At 48.2% G+C, this 25,677-nt stretch carries 22 protein-coding genes; 13 read left to right on the forward strand and 9 right to left on the reverse strand.

Features of this window, described 5'->3' with window-relative positions; translation table 11 throughout:
* Positions 1-196: 196 nt before the first annotated feature.
* On the reverse strand, positions 197-1,234 hold the full coding sequence (locus tag H9625_RS07620) for an IS110 family RNA-guided transposase (protein ID WP_191763750.1): 1,038 nt from the start codon (positions 1,232-1,234) through the stop codon (positions 197-199).
* A 575-nt stretch (positions 1,235-1,809) separates the two neighbouring features.
* On the opposite strand from H9625_RS07620, the gene H9625_RS07625 reads away from it, so the two are divergent.
* Complete coding sequence (locus H9625_RS07625) at positions 1,810-3,213, forward strand: fimbrillin family protein (RefSeq protein WP_191763752.1); 1,404 nt, start codon at positions 1,810-1,812, stop codon at positions 3,211-3,213.
* Positions 3,214-3,384: 171 nt separating this feature from the next.
* Here H9625_RS07625 and H9625_RS07630 read toward each other — a convergent pair whose 3' ends face one another.
* The 5 genes from H9625_RS07630 to H9625_RS07650 form a co-directional block, all read right to left on the reverse strand.
* Positions 3,385-4,554 (reverse strand): TolC family protein, encoded by a 1,170-nt coding sequence (locus tag H9625_RS07630; RefSeq protein ID WP_191763755.1) that lies wholly within the window; start codon positions 4,552-4,554, stop codon positions 3,385-3,387.
* 183 nt (positions 4,555-4,737) lie between these two features.
* Positions 4,738-7,836 (reverse strand): efflux RND transporter permease subunit, encoded by a 3,099-nt coding sequence (locus H9625_RS07635; protein ID WP_191763757.1) that lies wholly within the window; start codon positions 7,834-7,836, stop codon positions 4,738-4,740.
* 105 nt (positions 7,837-7,941) lie between these two features.
* Complete coding sequence (locus H9625_RS07640) at positions 7,942-9,069, reverse strand: efflux RND transporter periplasmic adaptor subunit (protein WP_191763782.1); 1,128 nt, start codon at positions 9,067-9,069, stop codon at positions 7,942-7,944.
* 115 nt (positions 9,070-9,184) lie between these two features.
* Positions 9,185-9,601 (reverse strand): DUF6769 family protein, encoded by a 417-nt coding sequence (locus H9625_RS07645; RefSeq protein WP_225226360.1) that lies wholly within the window; start codon positions 9,599-9,601, stop codon positions 9,185-9,187.
* Positions 9,602-9,673: 72 nt separating this feature from the next.
* Positions 9,674-10,963 carry a hemolysin family protein gene (locus H9625_RS07650; protein WP_022038871.1) on the reverse strand — a complete coding sequence of 430 codons (1,290 nt, stop codon included), beginning with the start codon at positions 10,961-10,963 and terminating at the stop codon, positions 9,674-9,676.
* Positions 10,964-11,364: 401 nt separating this feature from the next.
* Here H9625_RS07650 and H9625_RS07655 point away from each other — a divergent pair, with 401 nt between their 5' ends.
* From H9625_RS07655 to rfbB, 12 genes are all read left to right on the forward strand, one after another.
* The gene (locus H9625_RS07655) at positions 11,365-13,761 is read left to right on the forward strand and encodes a TonB-dependent receptor (protein WP_191763759.1); all 2,397 of its coding nucleotides are present in this window, start codon (positions 11,365-11,367) and stop codon (positions 13,759-13,761) included.
* 40 nt (positions 13,762-13,801) lie between these two features.
* Positions 13,802-15,256 carry a DUF4374 domain-containing protein gene (locus H9625_RS07660; protein WP_087209953.1) on the forward strand — a complete coding sequence of 485 codons (1,455 nt, stop codon included), beginning with the start codon at positions 13,802-13,804 and terminating at the stop codon, positions 15,254-15,256.
* Positions 15,257-15,555: 299 nt separating this feature from the next.
* Positions 15,556-16,518 carry a PepSY-associated TM helix domain-containing protein gene (locus H9625_RS07665; RefSeq protein WP_191763761.1) on the forward strand — a complete coding sequence of 321 codons (963 nt, stop codon included), beginning with the start codon at positions 15,556-15,558 and terminating at the stop codon, positions 16,516-16,518.
* A gap of 88 nt (positions 16,519-16,606) precedes the next feature.
* Entirely contained in the window at positions 16,607-17,842 is a 1,236-nt protein-coding gene (locus H9625_RS07670; RefSeq protein WP_022038875.1) for a 3-phosphoshikimate 1-carboxyvinyltransferase, read from the forward strand.
* 2 nt (positions 17,843-17,844) lie between these two features.
* Positions 17,845-18,276 (forward strand): phospholipase, encoded by a 432-nt coding sequence (locus H9625_RS07675; protein WP_087211684.1) that lies wholly within the window; start codon positions 17,845-17,847, stop codon positions 18,274-18,276.
* Positions 18,277-18,385: 109 nt separating this feature from the next.
* On the forward strand, positions 18,386-19,201 hold the full coding sequence (locus H9625_RS07680) for a metal ABC transporter permease (protein WP_087406449.1): 816 nt from the start codon (positions 18,386-18,388) through the stop codon (positions 19,199-19,201).
* 28 nt (positions 19,202-19,229) lie between these two features.
* Positions 19,230-19,655, forward strand: a complete 426-nt coding sequence (tsaE, locus tag H9625_RS07685) for a tRNA (adenosine(37)-N6)-threonylcarbamoyltransferase complex ATPase subunit type 1 TsaE (protein ID WP_022038878.1) — start codon at positions 19,230-19,232, stop codon at positions 19,653-19,655.
* A gap of 13 nt (positions 19,656-19,668) precedes the next feature.
* Positions 19,669-19,890 (forward strand): immunity 17 family protein, encoded by a 222-nt coding sequence (locus tag H9625_RS07690; RefSeq protein WP_022038879.1) that lies wholly within the window; start codon positions 19,669-19,671, stop codon positions 19,888-19,890.
* 94 nt (positions 19,891-19,984) lie between these two features.
* Positions 19,985-20,155: a hypothetical protein gene (locus tag H9625_RS07695; protein ID WP_162614407.1), complete on the forward strand. Its 171-nt coding sequence runs from the start codon at positions 19,985-19,987 to the stop codon at positions 20,153-20,155.
* A gap of 98 nt (positions 20,156-20,253) precedes the next feature.
* Positions 20,254-20,886 (forward strand): cytidylate kinase-like family protein, encoded by a 633-nt coding sequence (locus H9625_RS07700; RefSeq protein ID WP_087211689.1) that lies wholly within the window; start codon positions 20,254-20,256, stop codon positions 20,884-20,886.
* A 6-nt stretch (positions 20,887-20,892) separates the two neighbouring features.
* Positions 20,893-21,384: a metallophosphoesterase family protein gene (locus H9625_RS07705; RefSeq protein WP_022038881.1), complete on the forward strand. Its 492-nt coding sequence runs from the start codon at positions 20,893-20,895 to the stop codon at positions 21,382-21,384.
* Between the two features lie 57 nt (positions 21,385-21,441).
* Positions 21,442-22,581, forward strand: a complete 1,140-nt coding sequence (rfbB, locus tag H9625_RS07710; RefSeq protein WP_022038882.1) for a dTDP-glucose 4,6-dehydratase — start codon at positions 21,442-21,444, stop codon at positions 22,579-22,581.
* 210 nt (positions 22,582-22,791) lie between these two features.
* Here rfbB and H9625_RS07715 read toward each other — a convergent pair whose 3' ends face one another.
* The 3 genes from H9625_RS07715 to H9625_RS07725 all read right to left on the reverse strand — a co-directional run bounded on the left by H9625_RS07715 (position 22,792) and on the right by H9625_RS07725 (position 25,571).
* Entirely contained in the window at positions 22,792-22,962 is a 171-nt protein-coding gene (locus H9625_RS07715; protein ID WP_191763763.1) for a hypothetical protein, read from the reverse strand.
* Between the two features lie 75 nt (positions 22,963-23,037).
* Complete coding sequence (thrC, locus tag H9625_RS07720; RefSeq protein WP_191763765.1) at positions 23,038-24,342, reverse strand: threonine synthase; 1,305 nt, start codon at positions 24,340-24,342, stop codon at positions 23,038-23,040.
* Between the two features lie 17 nt (positions 24,343-24,359).
* Positions 24,360-25,571, reverse strand: a complete 1,212-nt coding sequence (locus tag H9625_RS07725) for a cofactor-independent phosphoglycerate mutase (protein WP_087396556.1) — start codon at positions 25,569-25,571, stop codon at positions 24,360-24,362.
* Positions 25,572-25,677: the final 106 nt, after the last annotated feature.

Here is a 25,677-nt window from a genome sequence, read left to right on the forward strand (position 1 = left end):
GGCAATGGGTATTCCGCCGTTACGTTACAATTGTTACAAATAACAATTATCAAAAACTGAAGTTCAAGGCGTAGAAATTAAGAATTATAGTAGAACAAAATTGGTTTGCGAAAAAATCTTAATGTATTGTCATCCTGTATTGTCATCCTGTTTTCTATGACCTGTGCAAGCATTTCATGTTTTTTAATATCCACAGTCATGCGGCATGTGTTTTTGTTTTGCCGCATGGCTGTTGTGTTTGATATTCGTTTACATATGCCCAATCGAAGGCTTTCCTGTTCCGTATGACCGCAAACAGCCTGTGAATGATCTTATTCCGTATGTTGTTGACGATGAACCCGTGCGGCTTCCCTTCTTTCCGCTTTTTCTGCGCATACTCCCGAGTCTGTGGGTTATGCGTGATAAGTGAGTTTGCCCCTTGTGTGAGCAGGGAGTTCACATATCTGTTTGAAGCCTTGCTCACCCTTGGCTTGCGGTGCACGCTTGTTCCGGAGTCGTGTTCGTGCGGCACGCAACCTGTGTGGTTGGCGTATTGCCGTGCCGTGCTGAAACGGCTAAAGTTCCTCGTATCAAGAATAATGGCAGAAGCCGTAACCCATGAGATGCCGGGTACGGTAAGAGCCAGCGAGGCGTTTTCCATGAATTCCGGCTCGTGCATAAGTTGTTCGCGTATTTTCTTTTCAAGCGTACGTATGGCTTCTTTTATACTCTCCATGACCTTGCGCAAAGCTTTTACCGCCGGCAAGGAGTCTTTCGACAGGCTTCCGGAAAAGTTCTTTAGTGCAATCTCACAGTCTTTCAGCTTCCTCCTTGTCAGATGAAGTTCGCGGAGCTTTTTCAGCCCTTCACTGCTTGCCGAAAACCGCCCGGCCTTATCCTGGTGCCTGTAAGCGTATTCGGCTATCATACGGGCATCCAGCGTGTCAGTCTTGCTACGGCGTATCCCGCTGCTCAGTTTAAGTTGGAGCGGGTTCTCTAGCCAGACAAAGTACTTGCGGGCCGTTAGGCATTCCGCCACCTCTATACTGTATATACCGGTATTCTCGCCGCAGAACAGTAAGTCACAAGAACGGAGGCCATTCCGCAAACTACGGAGCCTCCCGGTCATTTCTCCGCAACCTTGCCGGCTGTTTTCCACTTCGCCTTCAATCAGGACAGACATGTCTTGCGCATCCATGCAACAAAAATTCATTTTCTCCTTGCTGAAATCAATTCCGATAATTAACTTTGCCATATCTTTTAATTTTTAATGGGGTCAGCTACAACAGCCGTGAGCCATCTCCCTTAACAATCTAAAGGATAAAGTTTTCTATGTGGCTTTTTGACTGTTAACTGCGAGGTCCAAAACAGGGTATGGAGTATATCCAGAGCGTGTATGGTTTACCTTGCAGTTGGCTGGCCTGTTTCTTTCACACAACAAAAGTAAACATTCCAGCTGTATTTCCTTTCACTGCGCAAATCTAAGGGAACGAACGTGAAGGATCTCGTAGACATCCACGTGGGTGCATCCGAGATGCTTCACTTCGTTACCAGTATGACAAATGTTTTTCGCATTTTATTTCTGATTGACTATAAGAAGATAAAAGAATGTTGAATTTTATTTTGAGACATCCTCTTTTTACGAACTATGGATGCTTTCGGGCGGGCTACCCTCATCCAAATATTGGTTATGCGGAATTCTTATCTTGATAGTCACTATTTTTCTCCATATAGCCATTCAAAAAGCAAAGATAAGACAAAACGTCCTTTTCTTTATTTGTGCAAGCATGTATAGATTTGTATATTTGAACAAATCAAAAAGAAATGCTTATGAAAAAACTTTATTCTGTATTTTTAATGGCCTTACCTTTTATGGTAGGTGCGTGTAGCAACAATGAAGGCGAAGAAGACCCAAATTTACCGCAAGTAGAAAACAAAGTCCATTTCAATGCAAACATCAGCCCTTTAGCAAGAGCAACTGACACACACTTCGATGCAGGTGATGCGATCAGTGTATTCGGTGTTCTGTCGAATGGAAACGATGAAAAAGGAGTAATTGTTTCTTTAGGGAACTATGCCGACAATGTGCAATACGTCTATGATGGAGCCCAATTCACATCGACAAACGGCATTGAGCAACCTCAAGGAGGAGCAAAAGTATATTATCATGCAGTATATCCTTATTCGAGCAATGTCCGAAACCAGTTTACATTTACGGTACAGACAGACCAACAAGGAGCAGGATATACACAAAGCGATCTGCTGACGGCAAGTACAGAAGCGACAGATGCAGCGGAAGTGTCTCTCAAATTCAGCCACCGGTTATCTAAGCTCATCATACGCCTGCAGGGCGACAACTGGCCGTCGGGGACTCCCACGTTCGAAGTACATAGCCCTCAAACTTCAGTAGACGTAGACTTGAATGCCTTAGCTTTCACAACAAACGGGAACAGACAAAATGTACGTTGTGCTGATGACGGTACATTGGCATTCAAAGCAATCCTCCCTCCGCAAACTTTCGAGGCAGGAAGCGATATCGGCATCCTTTATTTTGGAAGCAATGGTACCTCCGTCAACTTGGCACAAGACGTGACACTAACATCTGGAAAACAAGTGGAATTGATTTTGAGCAGAAACGAAAGCGGGCAAATCGTGACGTTCACAGGCGACATCAACCCTTGGGAAGACGGCACAGAGACAGAAGAGCCTGACAATCCAGGCACAAGTGGTGAAAGTAACGTGGAATCTTGTCGGCTGGTATATGGAAACAATACGGTAGAATATACTTACGCTTATTTTTGTAACTTAGGAGAAGGAAATTATTCCATTGAGTTTTGCGATTACGATTTGTACGCAAACATCATGACACCACCCACTCAATACATCAACTGGTTGGTAATAAGCTTTCATGCAGAAACGGGTTTGGTTTCACCGCTGGAAGGCTCATGGAAATATAGTACAGATAGACCCGGCTGGGACGGAATGGAAGGGTATTTTGTGAACCTATCTATCGAAGACTGGGAAGATACACCAGAGTACCGCAACTTTAACACTACACCATATTTCAATGACCAATATCAACCAGACAATATGAGCATCCGCAAATCAGGAAATAACTGCATCATCGAAATACCTCGTTTAGTTCTTTTTGACGGAGGAGATATATCTGGAATTTCCCCGATGTATGGAGAGTTCTATTTTGAGGGAACGCTTAAATATTTGAGCATGGAATAATCGGTAATCTTCTATTGTAAATAGAGGCAATGGGTATTCCGCCGTTACGTTACAATTGTTACAAATAACAATTATCAAAAACTGAAGTTCAAGGCGTAGAAAATGAAGAATGAAGAATTCCATGCGGGCGAAGCGATTCTTCATTCTTCATTCAAAAAAGATTCTTCATTCTCAAAGTCTGTTCTTGTAAATCTCCGCCATCAGCTTCTGGTACCGGTTCTCCAGCTCGATGTATGCCTGAAGGTTGCGGTAGATGTTGTCTGCCTCGGTATAAAATTCGATGATGGAGAGCTGACCCGCCTTTACGGCTTCGTTGAGCAAAGCCAGGGTGCGGTGCATCAGGACGACATCGTACGCCTGCATCGCCTCGCGCAACTGCTGCATTTCGTTGAAACGGGCATGCACGTCTGCCGCCGCTTGCAGGCGGGCATTGTCCAGCGCCAGGCGGGTACTCTCCACTTGCAAGCGGGCTATTTTCCCTTTTTTCCGGTTGGAAAACAAGGGCAGGCTTCCACCTATCAGGAAACCGTTGCTTTTCTCGTCAAGCGACGTGTTGCGCCTGTAGCCGACCTCTATTTTGGGCAACCAGCTCTGGCGGTTCACCTTCAGCTCCTTCTCGGCGGCACGCGCATCGGCATCTGCCGCCAATAAACCGGCATCGGTAGCCATCACCTCATCGTAAAAGGCATTGCGGTCTTTCAGTTCCTCCACGTGGGGATAGGTGTCTGCTGTAAATTCCAAGGGCATGTTTCCGTTCATTGCCAGCAACTGCTGGAGTGCGGTGCGGTGGGCGGCATTGTTTTGCGCCACTTCGGTCTGCACGCTCATCCGTTCCATTTTGATTTTGTTCACTTCGAGGATGCCCGCATCGCCTTCCTCCAGGCGTTTCTCGAAGAGGGCAAGCAGCTCGCCGGCATTCTTCGCCCGCTCCTCCAGCAAGGCGTGTTGCTGGTTGAGCATTATCAGGTCGAGGCAAAGGTTCTTGGCACTGAGCAGGATATCGCGGCGTGCCGCCTGTTGCCTGCGGTCGAGAGCCGCCTGCTTCCACTTGCCCGACTGGCGGCGTGCACCGTAAAGCGTAGGGAAATCGAAGCCTTGTGTCACGACCAGTTCGGAACTGGACATGCCGGTGATGCCCCGGGTGTAGAACGGGCTGTATTCCACCGAAGGGTCTTCGAGGTTGTTTTCTGCCTGCACTTCGAGTTTCGAGGCGAGCGTGCTTTGCCGTTGTGCCTGAAGCTCCTTGTTGTTCTGCTCCACCTGCCGGAGCACTTCGTCTATGGTTTGTGCCTGCATCGGCGTTATCGCAAGGCAGGCTATGGCTAATGTAATGTATTTCATTTGATTTATTTCTTATGGATTGATGTTTTTGAAACGCAGATTCACGCAGATTTCCACAAATTATTTTTATTGACTATTGGATTATTTACAATTTACTATTTTGCCCTAAATCGTACTTTGTCAATCGAAAAATTGTAAATAAAATAATCTGCGTCAATCTGTGTGAATCTGCGTTTCAACCTTTCATTTTTCATTCTTCATTTCTTTCCGGTGCATCAGTTCGTACACGATGGGGACGATGAAGGCATTGAGGAAGGTCGATGTGAGCAAGCCCCCCAAGATGACTTTCGCCATCGGACTCTGTATCTCGTTGCCCGGCAAATCGCCGCGCAAGGCAAGCGGAATCAATGCCAATGCCGATGACAAGGCGGTCATCAGAATCGGATTCAAGCGGTCCAGCGAGCCGTGGACAATGCACTCGCGCAAGCCCATGCCCTGCTCTTCGCGCAACAAGTTGTAATGGCTGATAAGCAACATACCGTTGCGGGTGGCAATGCCGAAGAGCGAGATGAACCCGATGATGGCCGGGATACTCAGCTCGCCCGTGGTGCAAAGCAGCACGAACACGCCTCCTATCAATGCCAGCGGCAGGTTGAGCAGGATAATGGCACTCTGCACCCCGTTCTTGAACTGGACATAGAGCAGCAGGAATATCACCACAATGCTCATCAACGAAGCAAGCAATAAGGTGCGGCTGGCGGCTTGCTCGCTTTCGAACTGCCCGCCATACTCGATATGATACCCTTCGGGCAGGCGGATTTCATCGTCTACCCGCTTGCGGATATCGTCTACCACACTGCGCAGGTCGCGCCCGCTGGTATTGGCGGAGATGACAATTTTACGTTTCACGTTCTCCCGGTTGATGGTGTTGGGTCCCATTGACGACACCACATCCGCCACATAGCTCAAGGGCACTTTCCGTCCTTCGGCATCGTCTATTATCAGGTCACGGATGCGCTCGATAGAGCCACGGTTGTCTTCGCTGGCACGCACCACAAGATTGAATGCCTTGCCGTTATCGTACACTTGCGACACGGTCTCGCCCGCCATATTCACCGTGACAAACTCATTGAACTGTGCCAGCGAGATGCCGTACTTCGCCAACATTTCACGCCGGGGGACGATTTTCAGCTCCGGACGCTCAATCTGTTGCTCCACGTTCAGGTCGGCAATGCCCTCTACGTCTTTCACGGCATCCTTAATCTGATTTCCCAAAGCGAACATACGGTTCAGGTCATCCCCGAAGAGCTTGATGGCGATGCTCGCCTGCGTGCCGCTCAGCATGGCATCGATGCGGTGGCTGATGGGCTGGCCTATCTCGATATTGGCTCCGGTAATGACCGAAAGCTTGCGGCGTACCTCGTCGAGCAATTCCCGGTGCGAGCGGTCTTTCAGTTCGAAGGGAGCTTCCAGCTCGGAGACATTTACGCCCAGCGCATGCTCGTCCAGCTCGGCACGCCCCGTCTTGCGTGCCACGGTCTGTATTTCGGGAATGGAAAGCAGGATTTCCTCTGCCTGCCGCCCTATCTTGTCGGACTCTTCAAGCGAAATGCCCGGCAAGGAACTGACATTGATGGTGAACGAACCTTCGTTGAACGAGGGCAGAAAGCTGTGTCCCAAGGTAAAGAACAAGCCCAGTGCCACCACAAAAAGAGCCACGGTACCCGTCAGTACGCTCCGCTTGTGAGCCAATGCCCACTCCAGTGCCCGTGCGTAATACGTACGGAGCCACACGGCAAGGAAAGCTTCGCGAGGCAATCCTTCCTTCTTTCCGCCTCCCAGCAAATAACTGCAAAGTACCGGCGTAAGGGTAAGTGCCACCACCGTAGAAGCAAACAAGGCTACGATGAAAGCGATGCCCAACGGCACCAGCATCCGCCCCTCCATGCCACTCAGGAAGAACAGGGGCACGAAGCTCACAATGATAATCAACGTAGAGTTGAGGATGGGCATACGAACCTCGCGCGAGGCGTTGAACACCACTTCCCGCACCGGGCGGCGTTCGCCTGCCGGGAGCATCCGGTTCTGGCGCAAATGCTTCCATACATTCTCCACGTCTACGATGGCATCGTCTACCAGCGAACCGATGGCTATCGCCATACCGCCCAGACTCATGGTGTTGATGCTCAGCCCCATGTAATGCAACACCAAAACAGCTACCACCAAAGACAAGGGAAGCGTAACGAGCGAAATCACCGTGGTGCGCACATTGGCAAGGAAAAGGAAGAGCACGATAACTACGAATATCGCCCCTTCGTAGAGCGAATGCTGCACGTTGCTGATGGAACTTTCGATAAAGCGCGACTGGCGGAACGTATCGGTGGATACACGCACATCGGGCGGAAGGTTCTTCTGCAGGTCTTTCAGGGCGGCTTCCAGCTTTTCGGTCAGTTCGATGGTGCCCGTATTGGGTTGCTTGGTCACGGTAATCAGTACGGCAGGTTTCCCTTTCTCCGATGCCAGTCCCAGCTTGGGCTGCTGGGCACCGATGCGCACATCCGCCACATCTTCCAGCACAATGGGAACGCCTCCTGCGGTCTTAATCACCGCACGTGCCATTTCCTGTACATCTTCGGTAGACACCACTCCGCGCACAATATACTCGTTGCCATATTCATAAATGACGCCTCCGTTGGTATTCTGGTTCATCCCGCGGGTCACTTCCATCACCTCGCCCAGCGTAACGCCGTAATGTTTCATCCGCTCGGGATGAAGCAGAATCTGGTATTCTTTGATATCGCCTCCCAATACCGCCACCTGTGCCACGCCTCCGGTAGAGAGCAGGCGCGGGCGGATGGTCCAGTCGGCAAGCGTACGCAGGTCGAGCATCGAAGTGCTGTCGGCGGTAAGCCCTACAATCAGCAGTTCACCCAGAATGGACGACTGGGGACCCAGTGTAGGATTGCCCACATTCTCAGGCAGGCTCTCGCCCACCGTAGCAAGTTTTTCGGATACAATCTGGCGGGCAAGGTAGATATCGGTATCCCAGTCGAACTCTACCCATACCACCGAGAAACCGGTGGTAGAAGAAGAGCGCACCCGGCGTACACCCGTAGCACCGTTCACCGCGGTCTCGATGGGGAAGGTGACGAGTTGTTCCACTTCTTCCGCCGCCATTCCCCCGGCTTCGGTCATCACCACCACCGTGGGCGCGTTCAAGTCGGGGAACACATCCACCTCGGTATGGAAAGCGGTGTAGGTTCCCCCTATGAGCAGAAGCACCGATGCCACTAATACCAGCAAGCGGTTCTGCAATGAAAAATGAATGATTTTGTTCAGCATAAAAAAATTTGTTATGTTTTTAGCCTCACCACAGATTACACAGATTCACTATTAATTATTAATTGTTAATTAAAATCTGTGTAATCTGTGGTAGTAAAAATAAAATCAATGATTGTGCGTATGTGCGGGGATGGCATTGCTTGCCGAAGCCAGTTTCACATGAATGGCACCTTCAGTCACCAGCCGGTCGCCTTCTTTCAGCCCCGAAAGGATTTCTACATGCGTGCCGTCGTCCAGCCCCGTCTTTACCTCCTGTTTCCGATAGCACTCGTCATCCATCTGCACGTAAACGAACTTTACGCCCTGTTCTTCGGTAAGTGCCGAAAGAGGGACACTAATCACCCCTTCACGCCCGTCCGACAATAGCCAGACTTCGACAAAGGCTCCGGGAAGCATCTCGCCACGGTTGTCAAACTCGAACGTGACGGGGATATAATAAGAAGTGTCGCCGGTGGACTTGCCATACGAAAGCAGACGTCCGCCCAGCGAATCGAGCCGATAGACACGCTCATCATACGAAGTGCGGAAATTGGCGGAAGACACCTTGCGCAATGCCGGATAATAACGCTCCGATACATCGGCACGCAACCTCAACCGGCGTGTCTGGGTAATCGTCAGCAAGGGCTGGCCTACGGTCACATAATCCCCCTCTTTCACCAGGCAAGACTTCACATAGCCCGAAATGGGTGCCTGCACCGATACGCCCTTTCCGTCATGGCTGGGCGAAAGAGCTTCGTAAGCAACACGGGCATTTTCATAAGCTTCTTTCAGCACATTAAAGTCTTTTCTCGAAACTATCTGGCTATCTACCAGTTTAGAGGCACGTTCGTATTCGTCCTTGGCGGTTTCGTAAGCGATGCGTGCACGGTTGACGGCATCCCCGTCCTGAATACGACTTCCCGACACGTTCAGCACGGCATTTCCGGCTGCTATACGCATGCCTTCCGTAAGCGGGCGCACAAACGAGACGACTCCCGCCGTACTTGCCACTACCGCCGCCTCATCGCCCTGCACGGCAAGTATCTGTCCGCTGGCAGGGATAACTTGGCGGAACGTGCCTGCCTTTACGGTTTCTACTTTCACTCCTGCCGCCTTCGCTTTCTCCGGAGCCAATACAATCTCTCCCGAAGCTCCGTGTGCGGCTTCTTCCTGATGTGTTTCTTCCTCGTGTCCGTGGGCGTGCTTCTCTCCTCCCCCACACGAAGCCAGTGCCAGCAAGGCAAAGGCTCCCATCCATAAACTTTTTGTTCTGTTCATATCTGTTTCTGATTTTATCCGTTTGTTTTTACGCGGCAAAGATACCGCATCCCTAAGGCAACTAAGTTGCATTTGTTCTAGTATAATAAAATCAGCAAACAGGGGGAGCACGCAAGCCCGTATTGCAGGCTACATCCTGCGTGTGCAGGTTCTCGATGTACATCCCGTCGGAAAGCAAAGCCGCTTCGGGCATGTACACCAAGTGCAACAAGTAAGCAAATGTATAAAGAAAGGAATAAAATGTATAGTCGGGAGCCACTGTATCCTGATGATGTCCGGTCGTGGCACACTGGAAATGCGTAACACATCCCACCGTACATGTATGGCGGTCACCATCGCCTTCGTGGTGCATGCCAGCCGTATTACAATCCTCACCCGCACAAGTAGCCAGGTCGGCATGCAAGCAAAAAAGCTCCGAATGGTGATGATGAGGGAAAACGGAAGCTATCTGCATCACCATGCAGACTAACAAAAACCAATGTGTTATGTATTTCCGTTTCCTTTTCATCTTCTTTTTCACCACAGATAATATACAACTGGAAAATATTTTTCTTGTATTTCTTCTCTGCCCCGATTATGATTATTTATTTTGTGTACCCTGTGGTGAGACCGTAACCAGCACTTTGTCAATGCGTGCACCGTCCATATCCACAATTTCAAGATGGAAGCCGTTCCATTGCAACGTTTCGCCACTGGTAGGAATATGTTGCAACTGCTGGAGAATCAATCCGCCCAGCGTATGATATTCGGCATTCTCAAACAAGTCCTGACGGTCGAAATAACACAAAAAGTCATACAATGCACATTGTCCGTCAACCAGCCATCCATCACCTGATACACGTTTTATAATATCCGGTTCCTCACCCGGAGCATCCATCGTCCCTACCAGACCTTCCAGAATATCGCGCAAGGTAATGATACCTGTGCACACACCGAACTCGTCACACACCAGCGCACGGCTGATTTTCCGTGCTTTCATCTGCTCAAGTGCCTTGTATACATTCATACTTTCGTGGAAAAAAACAGCCTCGTGAATAAGCGCTTCCAACTTAAAATCAGGCTCGTAAAGGTGCAATACCAAGTCCTTCAGGTTTACTATGCCTTTCACGTGATCCAGGTCGCCTTCGGCTATCGGATAAAATTCGTACAGCTTCTGGCTCAGCAACTTCTTCACCTCATCGGCTCCCATATCAGTATCCAACCATACGATATCACTCTTGTGCGTCATAATCGAACTTACTTTCAGGTCGCCCAACAAGAACACACGTTGCATGATATCCTGTTCCACCGGCTGCACCTCACCATCTTCAGTTCCCTCCTGAATGATGGATTTTATCTCTTCCTCGGTCACCTTGTTGTCTGCTTCCTTAATACCCGACAGGTTAAATATCAGTTCCGTACTTTTCGAAAGAAGCCATACAAAAGGCAATGCCAGCGTAGAAAGCAAATTCATCGGACGCGAAACAGTCTTTGCAGCCTGTTCGGCAATGCTTAACCCAATGCGCTTAGGAACCAGCTCACCAAAAATAATGGTCAGATACGTGACAATCACTACAATGATTCCCTGCGCCAAAGTAGCAGAATAGTTCACAGGTATACCCCACGAAACCAAAATATCCGAAAAATCGCTCGCTATTTTATTACCCGAATAAATACCAGTAAGAATACCGATGAGGGTGATGCCGATTTGTACCGTCGAAAGGAAACGGTCGGGGTCGTTTGCCAGCTTGAGCGCTACACCGGCAGCCTTGCTTCCCTTTTTCGCATCTGTAGAAAGCCGAGTTTTTCGGGCTGATATTAATGCCACCTCGGACATGGAAAAAATACCGTTAAGTACTATCAACCCGACAATTATAAGAATTTCGTCCATAAAAATATAAAAGTGTTTCCGGGCGGCAAATATAGTGGAATGTTCAATGATAGAGAAAGAGAAACCAAAGTATTAAATAGTTTTAACAAAAGCACCAACAAATACAAACTCCTATCCTGAAAACTACTTTGAATTTACCGTGTGCTGATTTAGAATGAGCTTTTGAAGCGTTTTAGCTGGTGTGGTGAAGAAAATAGCGGATTATCTGACGAAAAGCAGAAGCGAAGATGACCCAAAATTAGCCCACAAAAAACACATTCATAAAACCAATATCCCCAAAAGTAGGTAAAAACAAACGCAAATTACAAAGGCGGAATACCTACTTTTGGGGATTGCAGCACAAAAGCAGACTCCGTACCTTTGCAGCGTAATTAGAATCATTAAAAATAACAATAAAAAAAATGACAAAACACTGCGTCCTCACATTAATTTGCTTATTAATGTGTTCTCTCACTGTTTCGGCACAAAAACGAGCCATGCTGTCGGGAAAAATCATTTCGGCAGAAGATAAAAGCATCATCGACTTCGCCACCGTTTATCTGAAAGGCACCAGTTATGGATGTACCACCAACGAACGGGGCATCTATCATCTGAAAGCTCCCGCAGGTACCTATACATTGGTAGTTTCCGCCATCGGATTTGAGACATTCGAAGAACAAATCACCTTGAAAAATGAAGAGCGTACCCGGCAGACCATCGTGCTAAAGACTGCTACACACCAACTGGATGAAGTGGTAGTAGTATCCAACGGGGTGAGCCGTGTGCAGAAATCGGCATTCAACGCCGTAGCACTGGACACACGGGAGCTACACAACTCCACCAAAAGCCTGAGCGATGCCCTGACCCAACTGCCCGGACTGAAACTGCGCGAATCGGGAGGCGTAGGCTCAGACATGCAACTGATGCTGGACGGTTTCTCAGGCAAGCATGTAAAAATATTCATCGACGGAGTGCCTCAGGAGGGTGCTGGTACAGCATTCGACATCAACAACATACCGGTAAACTTTGCCGAACGTATTGAAGTATATAAAGGTGTGGTCCCCGTAGGCTTCGGTACCGATGCTTTGGGAGGAGTCATCAATATTGTGACCAACAAGCGTCGCCGTAGCTGGCATCTGGACGCTTCGTACTCGTATGGATCATTCAATACGCACAAATCATACATCAACTTCGGACAAACCTTCCGCAACGGACTGATGTATGAAATAAACGCTTTCCAAAACTTCTCGGACAACGATTATTACATCGACAACTATATTACCGAATTCGGCGATGATGGCATAACAGAAAATACCGACCGCAATAAAATCTATCACGTACGCCGCTTCAACGACCAGTTTCATAACGAAGCCATCATCGGGAAAGTGGGTCTTGTAGACAAAAAATGGGCAGACCGCCTGATGCTGGGTTTCACCTTCTCTAATTTCTACAAAGAAATACAGACAGGTGTATACCAGTATATCGTCTTTGGTGAGAAACACCGCAAGGGACACTCGTTCGTTCTTTCACTGGAATACAGCAAACGCAATCTCTTCACCAAAGGACTGGATGTGATGCTGACCGCCAACTATAATCATAACATTACAAATAACATCGACACCGCCACATATAAATACAACTGGCTGGGAGACCGCAAGTTCACCGGAAGTCATGGCGAACAGTCGTATCAAGACAACGAATCAAAGAATACCAACTGGAACGGAACCTTTACCGCCAACTACCGCATCGGAACGGCACATACATTTACGTTGAATCACGTCTTGAGCACCTTCCGGCGCACCACCCGTTCGTATGTAGACGGGAGTTCGAAGATTTCCGACTTCAGCATACCTAAAATCACACGCAAGAATATCACGGGCCTCTCATACCGCCTGATGCCTACAGAAAAATGGAACTTTTCAGCTTTCGGGAAATATTACAACCAGTATAACCAAGGTCCGGTATCGCAAAGCGAAGACGGTGTAGGCAATTACATCGACATGCACAGGCATACCAGCGCATTCGGATACGGAGCCGCCGGCACATACTTCATCATCAAAGGGCTCCAGGCAAAGCTTTCGTATGAAAAAGCATACCGTCTGCCTACCACCGATGAGCTATTCGGCGATGAAGACCTGGAAGCCGGTAAAACCGATCTGCGTCCCGAAAAAAGTGACAACGTGAACTTCAACCTCAGCTATAACCGCCAGTTCGGCAAGCACGGCATCTATGTGGAAGGTACGCTGATTTACCGCGACACAAAAGATTATATCCAACGCGGACTGAGCACCGTAAGTGGAATGAGTTACGGCATCTACGAAAATCACGGACGGGTGAAGACGAAAGGTTTCAACATATCGGCACGTTACAATTACTCCCGCTGGTTCTCATTGGGAGGCACATACAACAACATCAACGTACGTGATGATGAACGTTACACTGCGGAAAATACCCAGCAGCAAAGTGCCACGTACGGCCAACGTATGCCGAACCTCCCATATGTTTTTGCCAACTTCGATGCCACCTTCACATGGCACGACCTTTTCGCCGAAGGCAATGTACTTACCATATCGTACGACGGATACTACCAACACGAATTCCCTTTATATTGGGAACGCTTTGGCGACCCTTCTACCAAGAGTCGAGTACCCGAACAGCTCTCACATAACCTGAGCATCGGCTATTCGATAAAAAACGGACGGTACAACCTCTCACTGGAATGCCGGAACCTGACGGACGAAAAACTTTACGATAACTTCAGCCTCCAAAAAGCCGGCCGTGCCTTTTACGGCAAATTCCGCGTATACTTCGGAGGATAATGACTGGAACAGAAATTATTAAACTTAAATACAAACAAGGATGAAGAAAAAACATTTCTCATGGGCACTGATGGCTGCCCTCTCTTTCGGCTGTATCTGTACTACAGCTTGCAGTGATGACGAAACCGTACAAACCGAAGAACCGGATCCTACACCCGACCCTAATCCCGATACCCCTACAGACGAAACCCTCAGCCGTTTCGTAATTGTGGCAGAAGCAGGTCAAGGCTCCAACACAGCAACTTACCTCGTAACGTCCGAATCGCTGGACGAAGGTCAAGTGACGGCTTTGGGCAATGGATACGAGACCGAAACAGCCTCCAACTGGATATTCTATCGCGAAAACTACCTGTTCAGCTTCCAATACAACGATGGAAATAACGGAACCGGTTTCTCCTTTAAGCTGAACGATGCCGGCAATGTAGTGGAAGACCGCCAGTACACATTCAACCGTACGACAACATATGGCACGTGGGGAGACAATGTAATAACCGCCTCTACCAATGCCGGCACCGCCGAACAAGACAACGAAGGCAATTATGCCTATTATCTGCAATTCAATTACCTGAGCGTACTGGACGGAAGTACCGTTACCGGAAGCCGTATTGCCGAAAACTTCCTGGGTAATGGTGAACGGGTAAGTTTTGCTGGCTTTGTAGAAGCAAACAACCGCCTTTACACATCAGTAGTTCCCATGGGGATGAGCCACTATGGCGTAAATACCTATCCCGAATATATCGTAGACCCATCGTATGTGGCAAATGGAAGCGGAGGAAGCGGTTCGGGACAATATACCGCTGGAATGATTCCCACAACCCAGTATCCGGACAGTGCTTTCGTCGCCATTTATAGTGGAGACGATTTCAACGAGACTCCTGTCATTGCCCGTACCGGTAAAATCGGTTTTGCCAGCGGACGTATGCGCTCTCAATACTACCAGACAATTTGGGCAGCAGACAATGGCGACCTCTATGTATTCTCACCGGGTTACGGACGTACTACCACCACACCGGTAACCAATAACGACGGTACCCAGTTCAACCGCGTGCAAGGTCAGCTGCCTTCGGGAGTAGTGCGTATCAAAGCAGGCGAAACCGTATTCGATGATAACTATTACGTAAATCTGGAAATGCTGGGAAACAAAAACCCAATGTTCCGTTGCTGGCACATCACAGACGATTATTTCCTGCTTCAAATGTATAGCGAAGGAGCCGAAAATATGAGTGGAACCAGTGCTCCACGCAATGAATTGGCTGTATTCAAAGGTGAAGAAGGCACACTGACCGTAGTAACCGGCTTACCCGATGCCAATACACTTTCCAGCATCGGCACCCCGTGTAGCGACAATGGATACGCCTATATCCCCATCGTAACGACCAGTTCCGAAAACAGCCAGACCATTTACCGCATCGACCCCACTACAGGCGTGGCTACAACCGGCCTGCAAGTAAATGATGTCATATCTGTATCGGCATTAGGAAAACTCTCAAAATAACGGAATAAACCTTTTCACCACAGAGGAGACACAGAGTAACACAAAAAAAATGAAAAGCTCTGTGCGCCTCTGTGATTAAGATAAGTGATACGACTGACTTACTTATGTGAAACGCCCGAGTCACTTATGTGAAACGCCCGAGTCACTTATGTGAAACGCCCAAGTCACTTATGTGAAACGGCCAACGCACTTATGTTCATCAAAACGCATGCTTGAACCAACTCTCTATTCTATTATGATGACATCTACAATAGGCACATTGTAATTCATCCCTGTAGCGATCTAAACATCTGTACACAATGAGAAAACTTTTTGCAAAACTCCACCTTTGGCTCTCGCTCCCTTTAGGCATCATCATCAGTATCATTTGTTTATCGGGAGCAGCCTTGGTATTCGAACGGGATATTACCCAGGCACTTCAACGTTCGCTTTATACCGTTGTTCCTCCTTCAGAAGATGCCCAGCCTCTCTCTCCTTCCCAACTGGCAACGCACATCCAAGCACAAGTGTCCGACTCGCTCCACCTTTCTTCACTTCTGCTTTCAGCCAATCCGCACGAAACAGCTTTTGCCTCATTCCGCGAAACAGGCCGGAAACAGCTTAGTGTCAATCCCTATACAGGGGAAGTACTGGGCTGGACCCAATCGTATCCCTTCTTCCAGACCATGCGTAAACTACACCGTTGGCTGCTGGACCCACCTGCCTCGAAAGGCGAAAAGTCAGTAGGAAAAATCATTGTAGGAATCACCACACTAGTGATGGTATTTATCCTGATAAGCGGACTCATCATCTGGATACCTCGCACACGCAAGGCACTGAAAAACCGCCTCAGCGTGTCGTGCACCAAAGGTTGGCGCCGTTTCTGGTACGATAGTCATGTGGCAATAGGATTTTATAGCACTCTTTTCCTGCTTGTAATGGCACTCACCGGACTCACGTGGTCTTTCGGCTGGTACCGCACGGCTGCTTATTCGCTCTTCGGCGAAACGCCCTCTTCCACACAAGTACGTCACACAGACAAAGGCAAAGACAGGTCCCGCAAAGACGAAGTGAAAATCACTTGGAAAGATGCAAACGCCTCCGCCCCACAAAGCCTGAAAGGATGGTTTTATGCCTTCCATACCGGAAGCTGGGGAGGAATAACCACCAAAATACTTTATTTTCTTGCCGCGCTCTTTGGAGGTATCCTCCCTTTAAGCGGATATTATTTATGGTGGAAACGGACACGCCGGCGAGAAAAATCCCAAATCCGCAGAGATTAACATCGCAGACCGAATCATATTTCCAAGATGTATCCGGTATCTCATTTTTTTATCTTATCTTTGTCGCCGGAACAACAACACACATCGTATGAAGCGAATCATTTTAACTTCCCCCGACAAGATATACGGCAACATCACGTTGCCTTCCTCGAAAAGCATCTGCAACCGTGCACTCATTATCAACGCACTGGCACAAGCTTTCTCGAAACCGGAAAACCTTTCTGATTGCGATGACACACGCGTGATGATACATGCCCTGCAAGAAATGCCTCCGGTTATCGATATCGGGGCTGCAGGCACTGCCATGCGCTTCCTGACCGCTTTCCTGTCTGTACATCCGGGTACACACATACTGACCGGAACCCAACGTATGCAGCAACGACCCATCGGCTTACTGGTCAATGCCTTACGTACACTGGGAGCAGACGTGGAATATAGCGGGAACGAAGGCTATCCACCTTTGCGCATTACGGGACGCCAACTGATAAACCATGATGTTACGCTACCGGGCAACGTCAGTTCGCAATACATTTCTGCCCTACTGATGATTGGTCCTGCCCTGAAAAACGGACTCACACTCAACCTGACAGGAGAAATCATTTCCCGTCCGTATATTGACCTTACCCTGCACTTGATGAAAAGTTTCGGTGCAAAAGCCGGATGGGCAAATGAAAAACAACTCTATGTCGAACCTCATCCTTACGAAGCACCCTCATCGTATTACGTGGAAAGCGACTGGAGCGCTGCATCATATTGGTATGAAATCTGTGCCCTCGCGCCCGAAGCACAAATAGAACTTCCGGGGCTGTTCCGGCAAAGCCCGCAAGGAGATGCATACGTAGCACACCTTTTCTCGTCGCTGGGTGTCAAGACACAATACCTTGACCACAAAGTAGTGCTACAAAAAGAAGGCAAACCGGTATCGCAGATGACATACAATTTCATCAACCAGCCTGACTTGGCACAGACGTTTGTGGTGACCTGCGCTTTACTGAATATCCCTTTCCGGTTCAGTGGACTGCAAAGCTTGAAAATCAAAGAAACCGACCGTATAGCCGCCCTGATGAAAGAAATGAAGAAACTGGGCTATGTGCTGACCGAAACTGACGGCTGTATCTTGGAATGGAACGGAGAACGGTGCCCTTCCGACACATCCCCCTGCATCGATACATACGAAGACCACCGGATGGCAATGGCTTTTGCTCCTGCCTGCATTCCACTAGGGAAATTATCCATCAACAACCCGCAGGTAGTGAGTAAATCATATCCTCACTTCTGGGACGACCTGCAGGCGACTGGATTCACCATCAACGGGAAAAACTGACTATGGGAATACTCCTTATTATATTGGCAGGCGTCATCCTGTTTGGACTGGTAGCCGGATATTTCTATAACCGGAATCTACACCGGAAAATTGCACGAGGAGAACTGAAAGAAGCCCCACCTGTGGTTACGGTGGATAGCGAATGCTGCGGACAACACGCCGTATGTGAAAAAGAAAGCCTCCTGGCCGCCGTAAGCAGACAAATAGAATATTACGATGACGAAGAGCTGGACCGCTTCAAAGGACGTCCGGCAGACCAATACACGGCAGACGAAACGGACGAGTTTCGCGATATTCTTTACTCAATGCAGGAAGAAGATGTAGCGGGATGGAGCCGTAGCTTGCAATTAAGGGGTATCAATCTACCCGACGAACTGAAAGATGAATTGTTTCTCATTGTGGGAGAAAGAAGAAACAATGCAATAAACAACTAAAATCAAGTACCGGGTTCTTTTGTTTTTGAGTTGGTAAGTTTATAAGCTACAGGTATGCTTCGGCCTAAAGACTCAAAGACTTACGGACGAACAAACTCATTTGCTTATGATGGATTTACTACAATACACTTTTTTCCAACATGCCTTGTTGGGAAGCCTGTTTGCCAGCATTGCCTGCGGTATCATCGGCACCTACATTGTCACACGCCGGCTGGTATTCATCAGCGGAGGTATCACTCACGCTTCGTTCGGAGGCATCGGCATCGGACTTTACACCGGTATCCCGCCCATACTTGCCGCCGCCATTTTCTCAGTACTCTCTGCATTCGGAGTAGAATGGCTCAGCAAGCGAAGCGATATGCGCGAAGATTCTGCCATTGCCGTATTCTGGACATTCGGAATGGCTATCGGCATCATTTTCAGCTTCCTTGCCCCAGGATTCACGCCCGATCTTTCATCGTTTCTTTTCGGGAACATCCTGACCATCACACAAGGAGATATCCTTTTGCTAGGCATACTAAGCAGTGTGCTTACCCTATTTTTCGCCCTTTTCCTGCGCCCCATCGTAGCCATTGCGTTCGATCCTGAATTTGCCCGTTCACAGCGGATGCCCGTCACATGCTTCGAATACATTCTGATGATGTTCATTGCCCTTACCATCGTATCTTGCTTGCGCATGGTGGGCATCGTGCTGGCAATCTCACTCCTCACCTTACCCCAAATGACCGCTAACCTGTTCACATACAGATTCAAGCACATCATTTGGCTTTCCATCGGCATCGGATATATCAGTTGCCTGGGAGGGCTAATCCTCTCCTACCACTATCAGATACCATCGGGAGCATCCATCATTTTTGTGTCCATCTTATTCTATGCACTCGCAAAGTTGAGCCGTATGAGATACAAGCTACGAAAAAATCATTAACTTTGCAAAAAGTTTATCCAACAAGTATATGAAAATAACGATTACAGACCTCGAGCATATCCATGAAGCGGCAAAAGCTTTCATCGCCGCTATGGGTGACAACACTGTGTTTGCTTTCTACGGCAAAATGGGAGCCGGAAAGACCACATTTATCAAAGCTGTTTGCGAAGAACTGGGCGTGACTGATGTCATCAACTCACCCACATTCGCCATCGTAAACGAATACCGTTCGGACACCACAGGCGAACTGATTTACCACTTCGACTTCTACCGTATCAAAAAGCTGGAAGAAGTATACGATATGGGTTATGAAGACTATTTCTACAGCGGTGCCTTGTGTTTCATCGAATGGCCTGAACTGATAGACGACTTGCTCCCGGGTGATGCCGTGAAAGTCCGAATCGACGAATTGGAAGACGGAAGCCGAACGGTCAGCATCGACGCCGAAGCATAATATCGACATCACAATGGCCGTACATTATATCATACAAGCCTTGTTTGTGCTGGTGGGTATGCTCGCCCTGCTGGCAGCATTGTTCAACTGGGATTGGTTCTTCACCGCACACAATACCCGTTTCATCGTGGCCAATGCCGGAAGGAAGCGGGCACGCTTGTTTTATGCCGCTATCGGCCTGTTAATGATAGCTACGGGAATATTTTTCTTTCTGTCAATAAAAGGATGCATCTGATTACAATCACACAAATGCCCTGATTAGAAGATAATCCTCTCCGTCATTGAAGATAATCTGCATAATTTAGAAGCTGTTTTGAATTTATCGTGCGATGATTTGGGATGAGTTTTTGAGGCATTTTTGCTTCTGTGATGAGGAAGATAGCGGGCTATCTGACGAAGAACAGGAGCGAAAAGGACCAAAAAATCGCCCAAAGCACACACGGAAACGGATACATCAAGTCAAGAAAAACTTTTTGGAGAAATTCAAAACAGCTTCTTAGATACATTTGCCCCGATTCTCTTACGGTTTTATTTCCTTATTTCCTTTTTTTTATTTACATTTGCTCTATACATTAACAATAATTCAAACAGAAGCGTTATGAACGAGCATTTTGTAATCAATCTTGGTCGACAATTAGGGAGCGGCGGAAAAGAAATCGGAGAAAAACTGGCAAAAGACCTTGGCATCGCCTTTTACGACAAAGAACTGATAAACCTCGCATCAAAAGAAAGCGGATTATGTAAAGAGTTTTTCGAGAAAGCCGACGAAAAGGCTTCGCAAAGCCTGTTAGGAGGACTGTTCGGAACACGGTTCCCCTTCATTACCGAAGGAGCTTATCCTTATAATTCGTACTTGAGCAATGACTCTCTGTTCAAAATCCAAAGCGATGTCATCCGCCACCTTGCTGAAAAACAATCATGCCTCTTTGTAGGACGATGTGCCGACTATGTATTGCGTGACCATCCGCGATGTGCCAACGTCTTTGTATCAGCCTCCCCCCAAGCACGCATCGAGCGCCTGACCAAACGACTGAACATCAGCGAAGAAAAAGCAGAAGAAATTATGGAAAAAGCCGACAAAAAACGCTCTTCCTACTATAATTATTATAGCTACAACACATGGGGAGCCGCCGCGACATACCACCTTTGCATCGACTCGTCAGTACTGGGAATCGACGGAACAGTCGATTTCATCAGGCAATTCGTCAAGCTGAAACTGCAACTCCCATAAATAACAATGACCACCATCGGACTCTTATCAGACACACACGGCTATTGGGACGGACGTTACCTGAAATATTTCGAACCGTGTGACGAAATATGGCATGCAGGAGACATCGGTTCCCTGGAAATCATACAAAAACTGGAAGCTTTCCGTCCGTTACGTGCCGTGTATGGCAACATCGACGGACAAGACATCCGTCTGCGCTTCCCCGAAATCAACCGGTTTACCATAGATGAAACAGATGTACTCATCAAGCACATCGGAGGATATCCCGGGAAATATGACCCGTCGGTACGGAATATCTTATCAACCCATCCTCCCCGGTTGTTCATCAGCGGCCACTCGCACATCCTGAAAGTGAAATATGATTCCAAGCTGGGACTGCTGCACATCAATCCGGGTGCTGCCGGCAAGTATGGCTTCCATACAGTACGCACTTTGGTACGCTTCCGTATCGATAAAGGTAATTTTTCTGACCTGGAAGTAATAGAATTAAACGAATAATGCTTGCTTGATTGAAAAATCTTTCCGAAATTTGCACCGCTTAAACAAAGTAACATTATGAAAACCTATTTAGTTACAGGAGCAGCCGGATTTATCGGTGCTAATTATATAAAATACATTCTTGCTAAACATGAAGATATACGGGTAGTCGTATTGGATGCTCTGACATACGCCGGCAACTTAGGCACTATTGCCAAAGATATAGACGACGATCGTTGCTATTTCATCAAAGGAAATATCTGCGACCGCAATCTTGCCGACCAGTTGTTTTCTGAATACAAATTTGACTATATCATCAATTTTGCAGCAGAGAGCCACGTGGACCGAAGCATCGAAAACCCACAACTTTTTCTACAGACCAACATTTTAGGAACACAAAACCTACTGGATGCAGCCCGCTGTGCATGGGTGACCGGTAAAGACGAACAAGGCTATCCGACGTGGAGGCGCGATGTACGTTTCCATCAGGTGTCCACCGATGAAGTATATGGTTCATTGGGAGATGAAGGCTTCTTTACCGAAGATACCCCATTATGTCCGCACAGCCCGTATAGTGCATCAAAAGCCAGTGCAGACTTCATCGTCCTTGCCTATCGTGACACTTACAAAATGCCTGTAACCATTACACGATGCTCGAACAACTACGGTCCTTACCAATTTCCAGAAAAACTGATTCCATTGGTAATAAAGAACATACTCGAAGGCAAGAGACTGCCGGTATATGGAAAAGGTACGAATGTACGTGACTGGCTGTATGTAGAAGACCATTGCAAAGCCATTGACCTCGTAGTATGTCACGGGAAAAACGGAGAAATATACAACGTAGGAGGACACAATGAAAAACAAAACATCGAAATTGTCCGATTAATCATTGGCACTATTTACCAGATAATGGAAAAAGAACCCGACTACCGGAAGATGCTGAAGAAAAAAGAAACGAACGAAAACGGACAAATCAAAATTGATTGGATAAACGAATCACTGATTACTTTTGTCAAAGACCGTCTGGGTCATGACCAACGTTACGCCATCGATCCATCAAAAATAACTCATGACTTGGGGTGGGTGCCCGAAACCAAATTTGAAGACGGCATTGTCAAAACCGTGAAATGGTATCTGGACAATCAGGAATGGGTAAAAAACGTAACAAGCGGAGATTACCAGAACTATTACGAAAATATGTACAAAAATAAATAGAATTTTCAAACCGGGGGATTCTACAAATAAATGTCCGCCATTAGCCAATCCGTCTGAGTTGAAAACGCAGTAGTACTGCATCTGCCGATGAAGATATATTCGTAAGCCGATGAAGTATATATTCAACCGCGAATGCAGTATATATGCATTTTTTAAGGATATGCATTGGCTGTTGGCGGACATTTATCCATTTTCTGCAAATTGACTGTATTAAAAAGCTGTTTTGAATTTCTCCAAAAAGTTTTTCTTGGCTTGATGTATCCGTTTTCGTGCGTGCTTTGGGCGATTTTTTGGTCCTTTCCGCTCCTGTTCTTCGTCAGATAGCCCGCTATCTTCCTCATCACAAAAGCGAAAATGCCTCAAAAACTCATCCCAAATCATCGCACGATAAATTCAAAACAGCTTCTAAGGATGAAGAATGAGTGATGTTTCACCTCATTCTTCATCCTTAATTCTTCATTTTTCATTCATCAAGTATGCCTTGAATGAAGCGAAGTCTTTCGGCATCGGGATGCTTTGCTTCGTACCGCGCATAAACGCCTGAAGCTTTTCGGGGATATCCACTTTGGTTCCGATAATGGCTTCCACCGTCTGCAAGAACTTTGCCGGATGGGCTGTTTCGAGGAACACTCCCGTTTCGCCCGGCTTCAAGCCTTCCGCCAGCGCACGATAACCGCACGCCCCGTGAGGGTCGAGCAGGTATCCGGTTTCCTCGTAAGCCTTCTGCACGGTTTCGCGAATCTGCTCATCGGTATAAGTCTCGCCACTGATTTCGCCGGAAATAGCCTCGTGGCTTCCTCCGTATAAGTCGAGGATACGGGCGAAGTTGCTGGGGTCGCCCACATCCATGGCATTGGCAATGGTCGCTACCGAAGGACGTGGCGTATAGACACCCGTCTTCAAGTATTGATAGAAAATATCATTGCGGTTATTGGCGGCGATAAAGCGTTTTACCGGAAGCCCCATCCGCTTGCCGAAAAGCCCTGCCGTAATGTTTCCGAAGTTCCCGCTGGGCACGCAGATGACCAGATTGTCCGCCTTGCCCTGCTTCTTCATCTGGGCATAAGCGTAAAAATAATAGAAAGCCTGAGGCAAGAAGCGCGCCACATTGATGGAATTGGCAGAGGTCAGCTGCATGTGCGCCTTCAGCTCTTCGTCCATAAACGCGTTTTTCACCAGTGCCTGGCAATCGTCGAACGTGCCGTCCACCTCAATGGCGGTGATGTTCTGCCCCAGCGTAGTGAACTGCTTTTCCTGTATCTCGCTCACCTTCCCTTTCGGGTAAAGCACATACACACGAATGCCTTCCACACCCAGGAAACCGTTTGCCACAGCACTTCCCGTATCGCCCGACGTAGCTACCAGTACATTGACCTGCTTCTTTCCTTCCTTGCGGATGAAATAGCCCAAGAGACGTGCCATAAAGCGTCCGCCCACGTCCTTGAACGCCAGCGTAGGCCCGTGGAAGAGTTCCAGCGAATAGATATTGTCTTTCACCTTCATCACCGGCGCATCAAAGCTCAAGGTGTCATATACAATCTGCTTCAAGACATCCGCCGGCACATCTTCTCCGAAGAAAGCGTCCGCCACGCGGTAAGCGATTTCCTGAAACGAAAGGTTTTCTATCTCATCGTAAAACGATGCGGGCAAAGGCTTGATTTCACGGGGCATGTAAAGCCCTTTGTCACCTGCCAGTCCGCGCACTACGGCTTCTTCCAGTGTAGCGTCGGAAGCCTGCTTATTGGTACTGTAATATTTCATAATCTGTGGTGAAAGTTTCAGCTATTCATAAATAAATTCATAAACTCGTCTTTTTCCAACATGCCGTATCCGCCTTCCCGGCACGACACCTCATCGTATGCCTGCACCGCATCCGGCTCAATGCCCGGATAATAAATCAAGAAAGGTATCGGCTCGGCGGTATGCGTACGCAATTCGCACGGGGTCGGATGGTCGGGAAGCACGGCTATCGCCACCGGTTCGTCCCAGTCTTTTACCGCTTCCCAAATGGGTTTAACGGCACGCTGGTCCAGATATTCGATGGTCTTCAACTTCAAGTCCACATCGCCCTCATGTCCTGCCTCATCGCTTGCTTCGATGTGCAGGTAAACGAAATCATCGGTCTTCAGGGCATCGATGGCGGCTTGTGCCTTGCCTTCGTAATTGGTGGTATAAAGCCCCGTGGCACCCTCTACATCGATGCACCGGAGTCCGGCATAGCGTCCGATGCCCCGGATGAGGTCGACCGCCGTAATCACCGAGCCCTTGCGGATGGAGGGGTATTTATTCGCCAACGGCTCCATCTTCGGGCGATAGCCCGGACTCCAGGGCCAGATGCTGTTCGCCGGGTCTTTGCCCTCGCTCATCCGTTTCAGGTTAAGCGGATGCGAAGCCAGCAAGTCTTGCGAAGCCATAATCAGCCCATTCAGCAAATCGGCGGTTTCTTGCGCTTCGGGAACCAACGCCTTCACCAGATTCGGACGGAAGGGCTGCAACGGGATATCGTGCGGAGGCACGCAAGCCACATGTTTGTTTCCGCCTTTCACCACCAGCAAATGCCGGTATTGCACGCCGGTATAGAAATGGATACGGTCGGAGCCTAAGCGTTCTTCCAAGGCACGAATCAGCTCGTCGGCTTCTTCGGTGGTGATGTGCCCTGCCGAATGGTTCTTCAGGATATCCCCCTCTATGCATACCAGGTTGCAGCGCATCGCCATGTCATCCGGCTCCAAATCGACTCCGATGCTGGCGGCTTCCAACACCCCGCGTCCCTCGTACACCGTAGGCAGGTCGTACCCCATTACCGACATGTTCGCCACCTCGCTTCCCGGATGAAACCCGTCGGCTACGGTCTTCAGCATTCCGGTGCGTCCCATGCGTGCCAGCATATCCATGCAGGGCGTATGGGCATATTGCAATAAAGTCTTGTTTCCCAGAGAGGGGACAGCCCAATCCGCCATCCCGTCTCCTAATATAATCAGATGTTTCATTTCGTTTTCTTTTTAGTTGACCGGGTAACTAGGTACTAGTTGACTAGGTACTAGGTTTTAGGTACTTTAAGAATCGGACTATTCAAAACCTAGTCCCTAGTACCTA

Origin of the sequence: Phocaeicola intestinalis (assembly GCF_014837065.1) — a bacterium.
Classification (GTDB): Bacteria; Bacteroidota; Bacteroidia; order Bacteroidales; family Bacteroidaceae; genus Phocaeicola; species Phocaeicola intestinalis.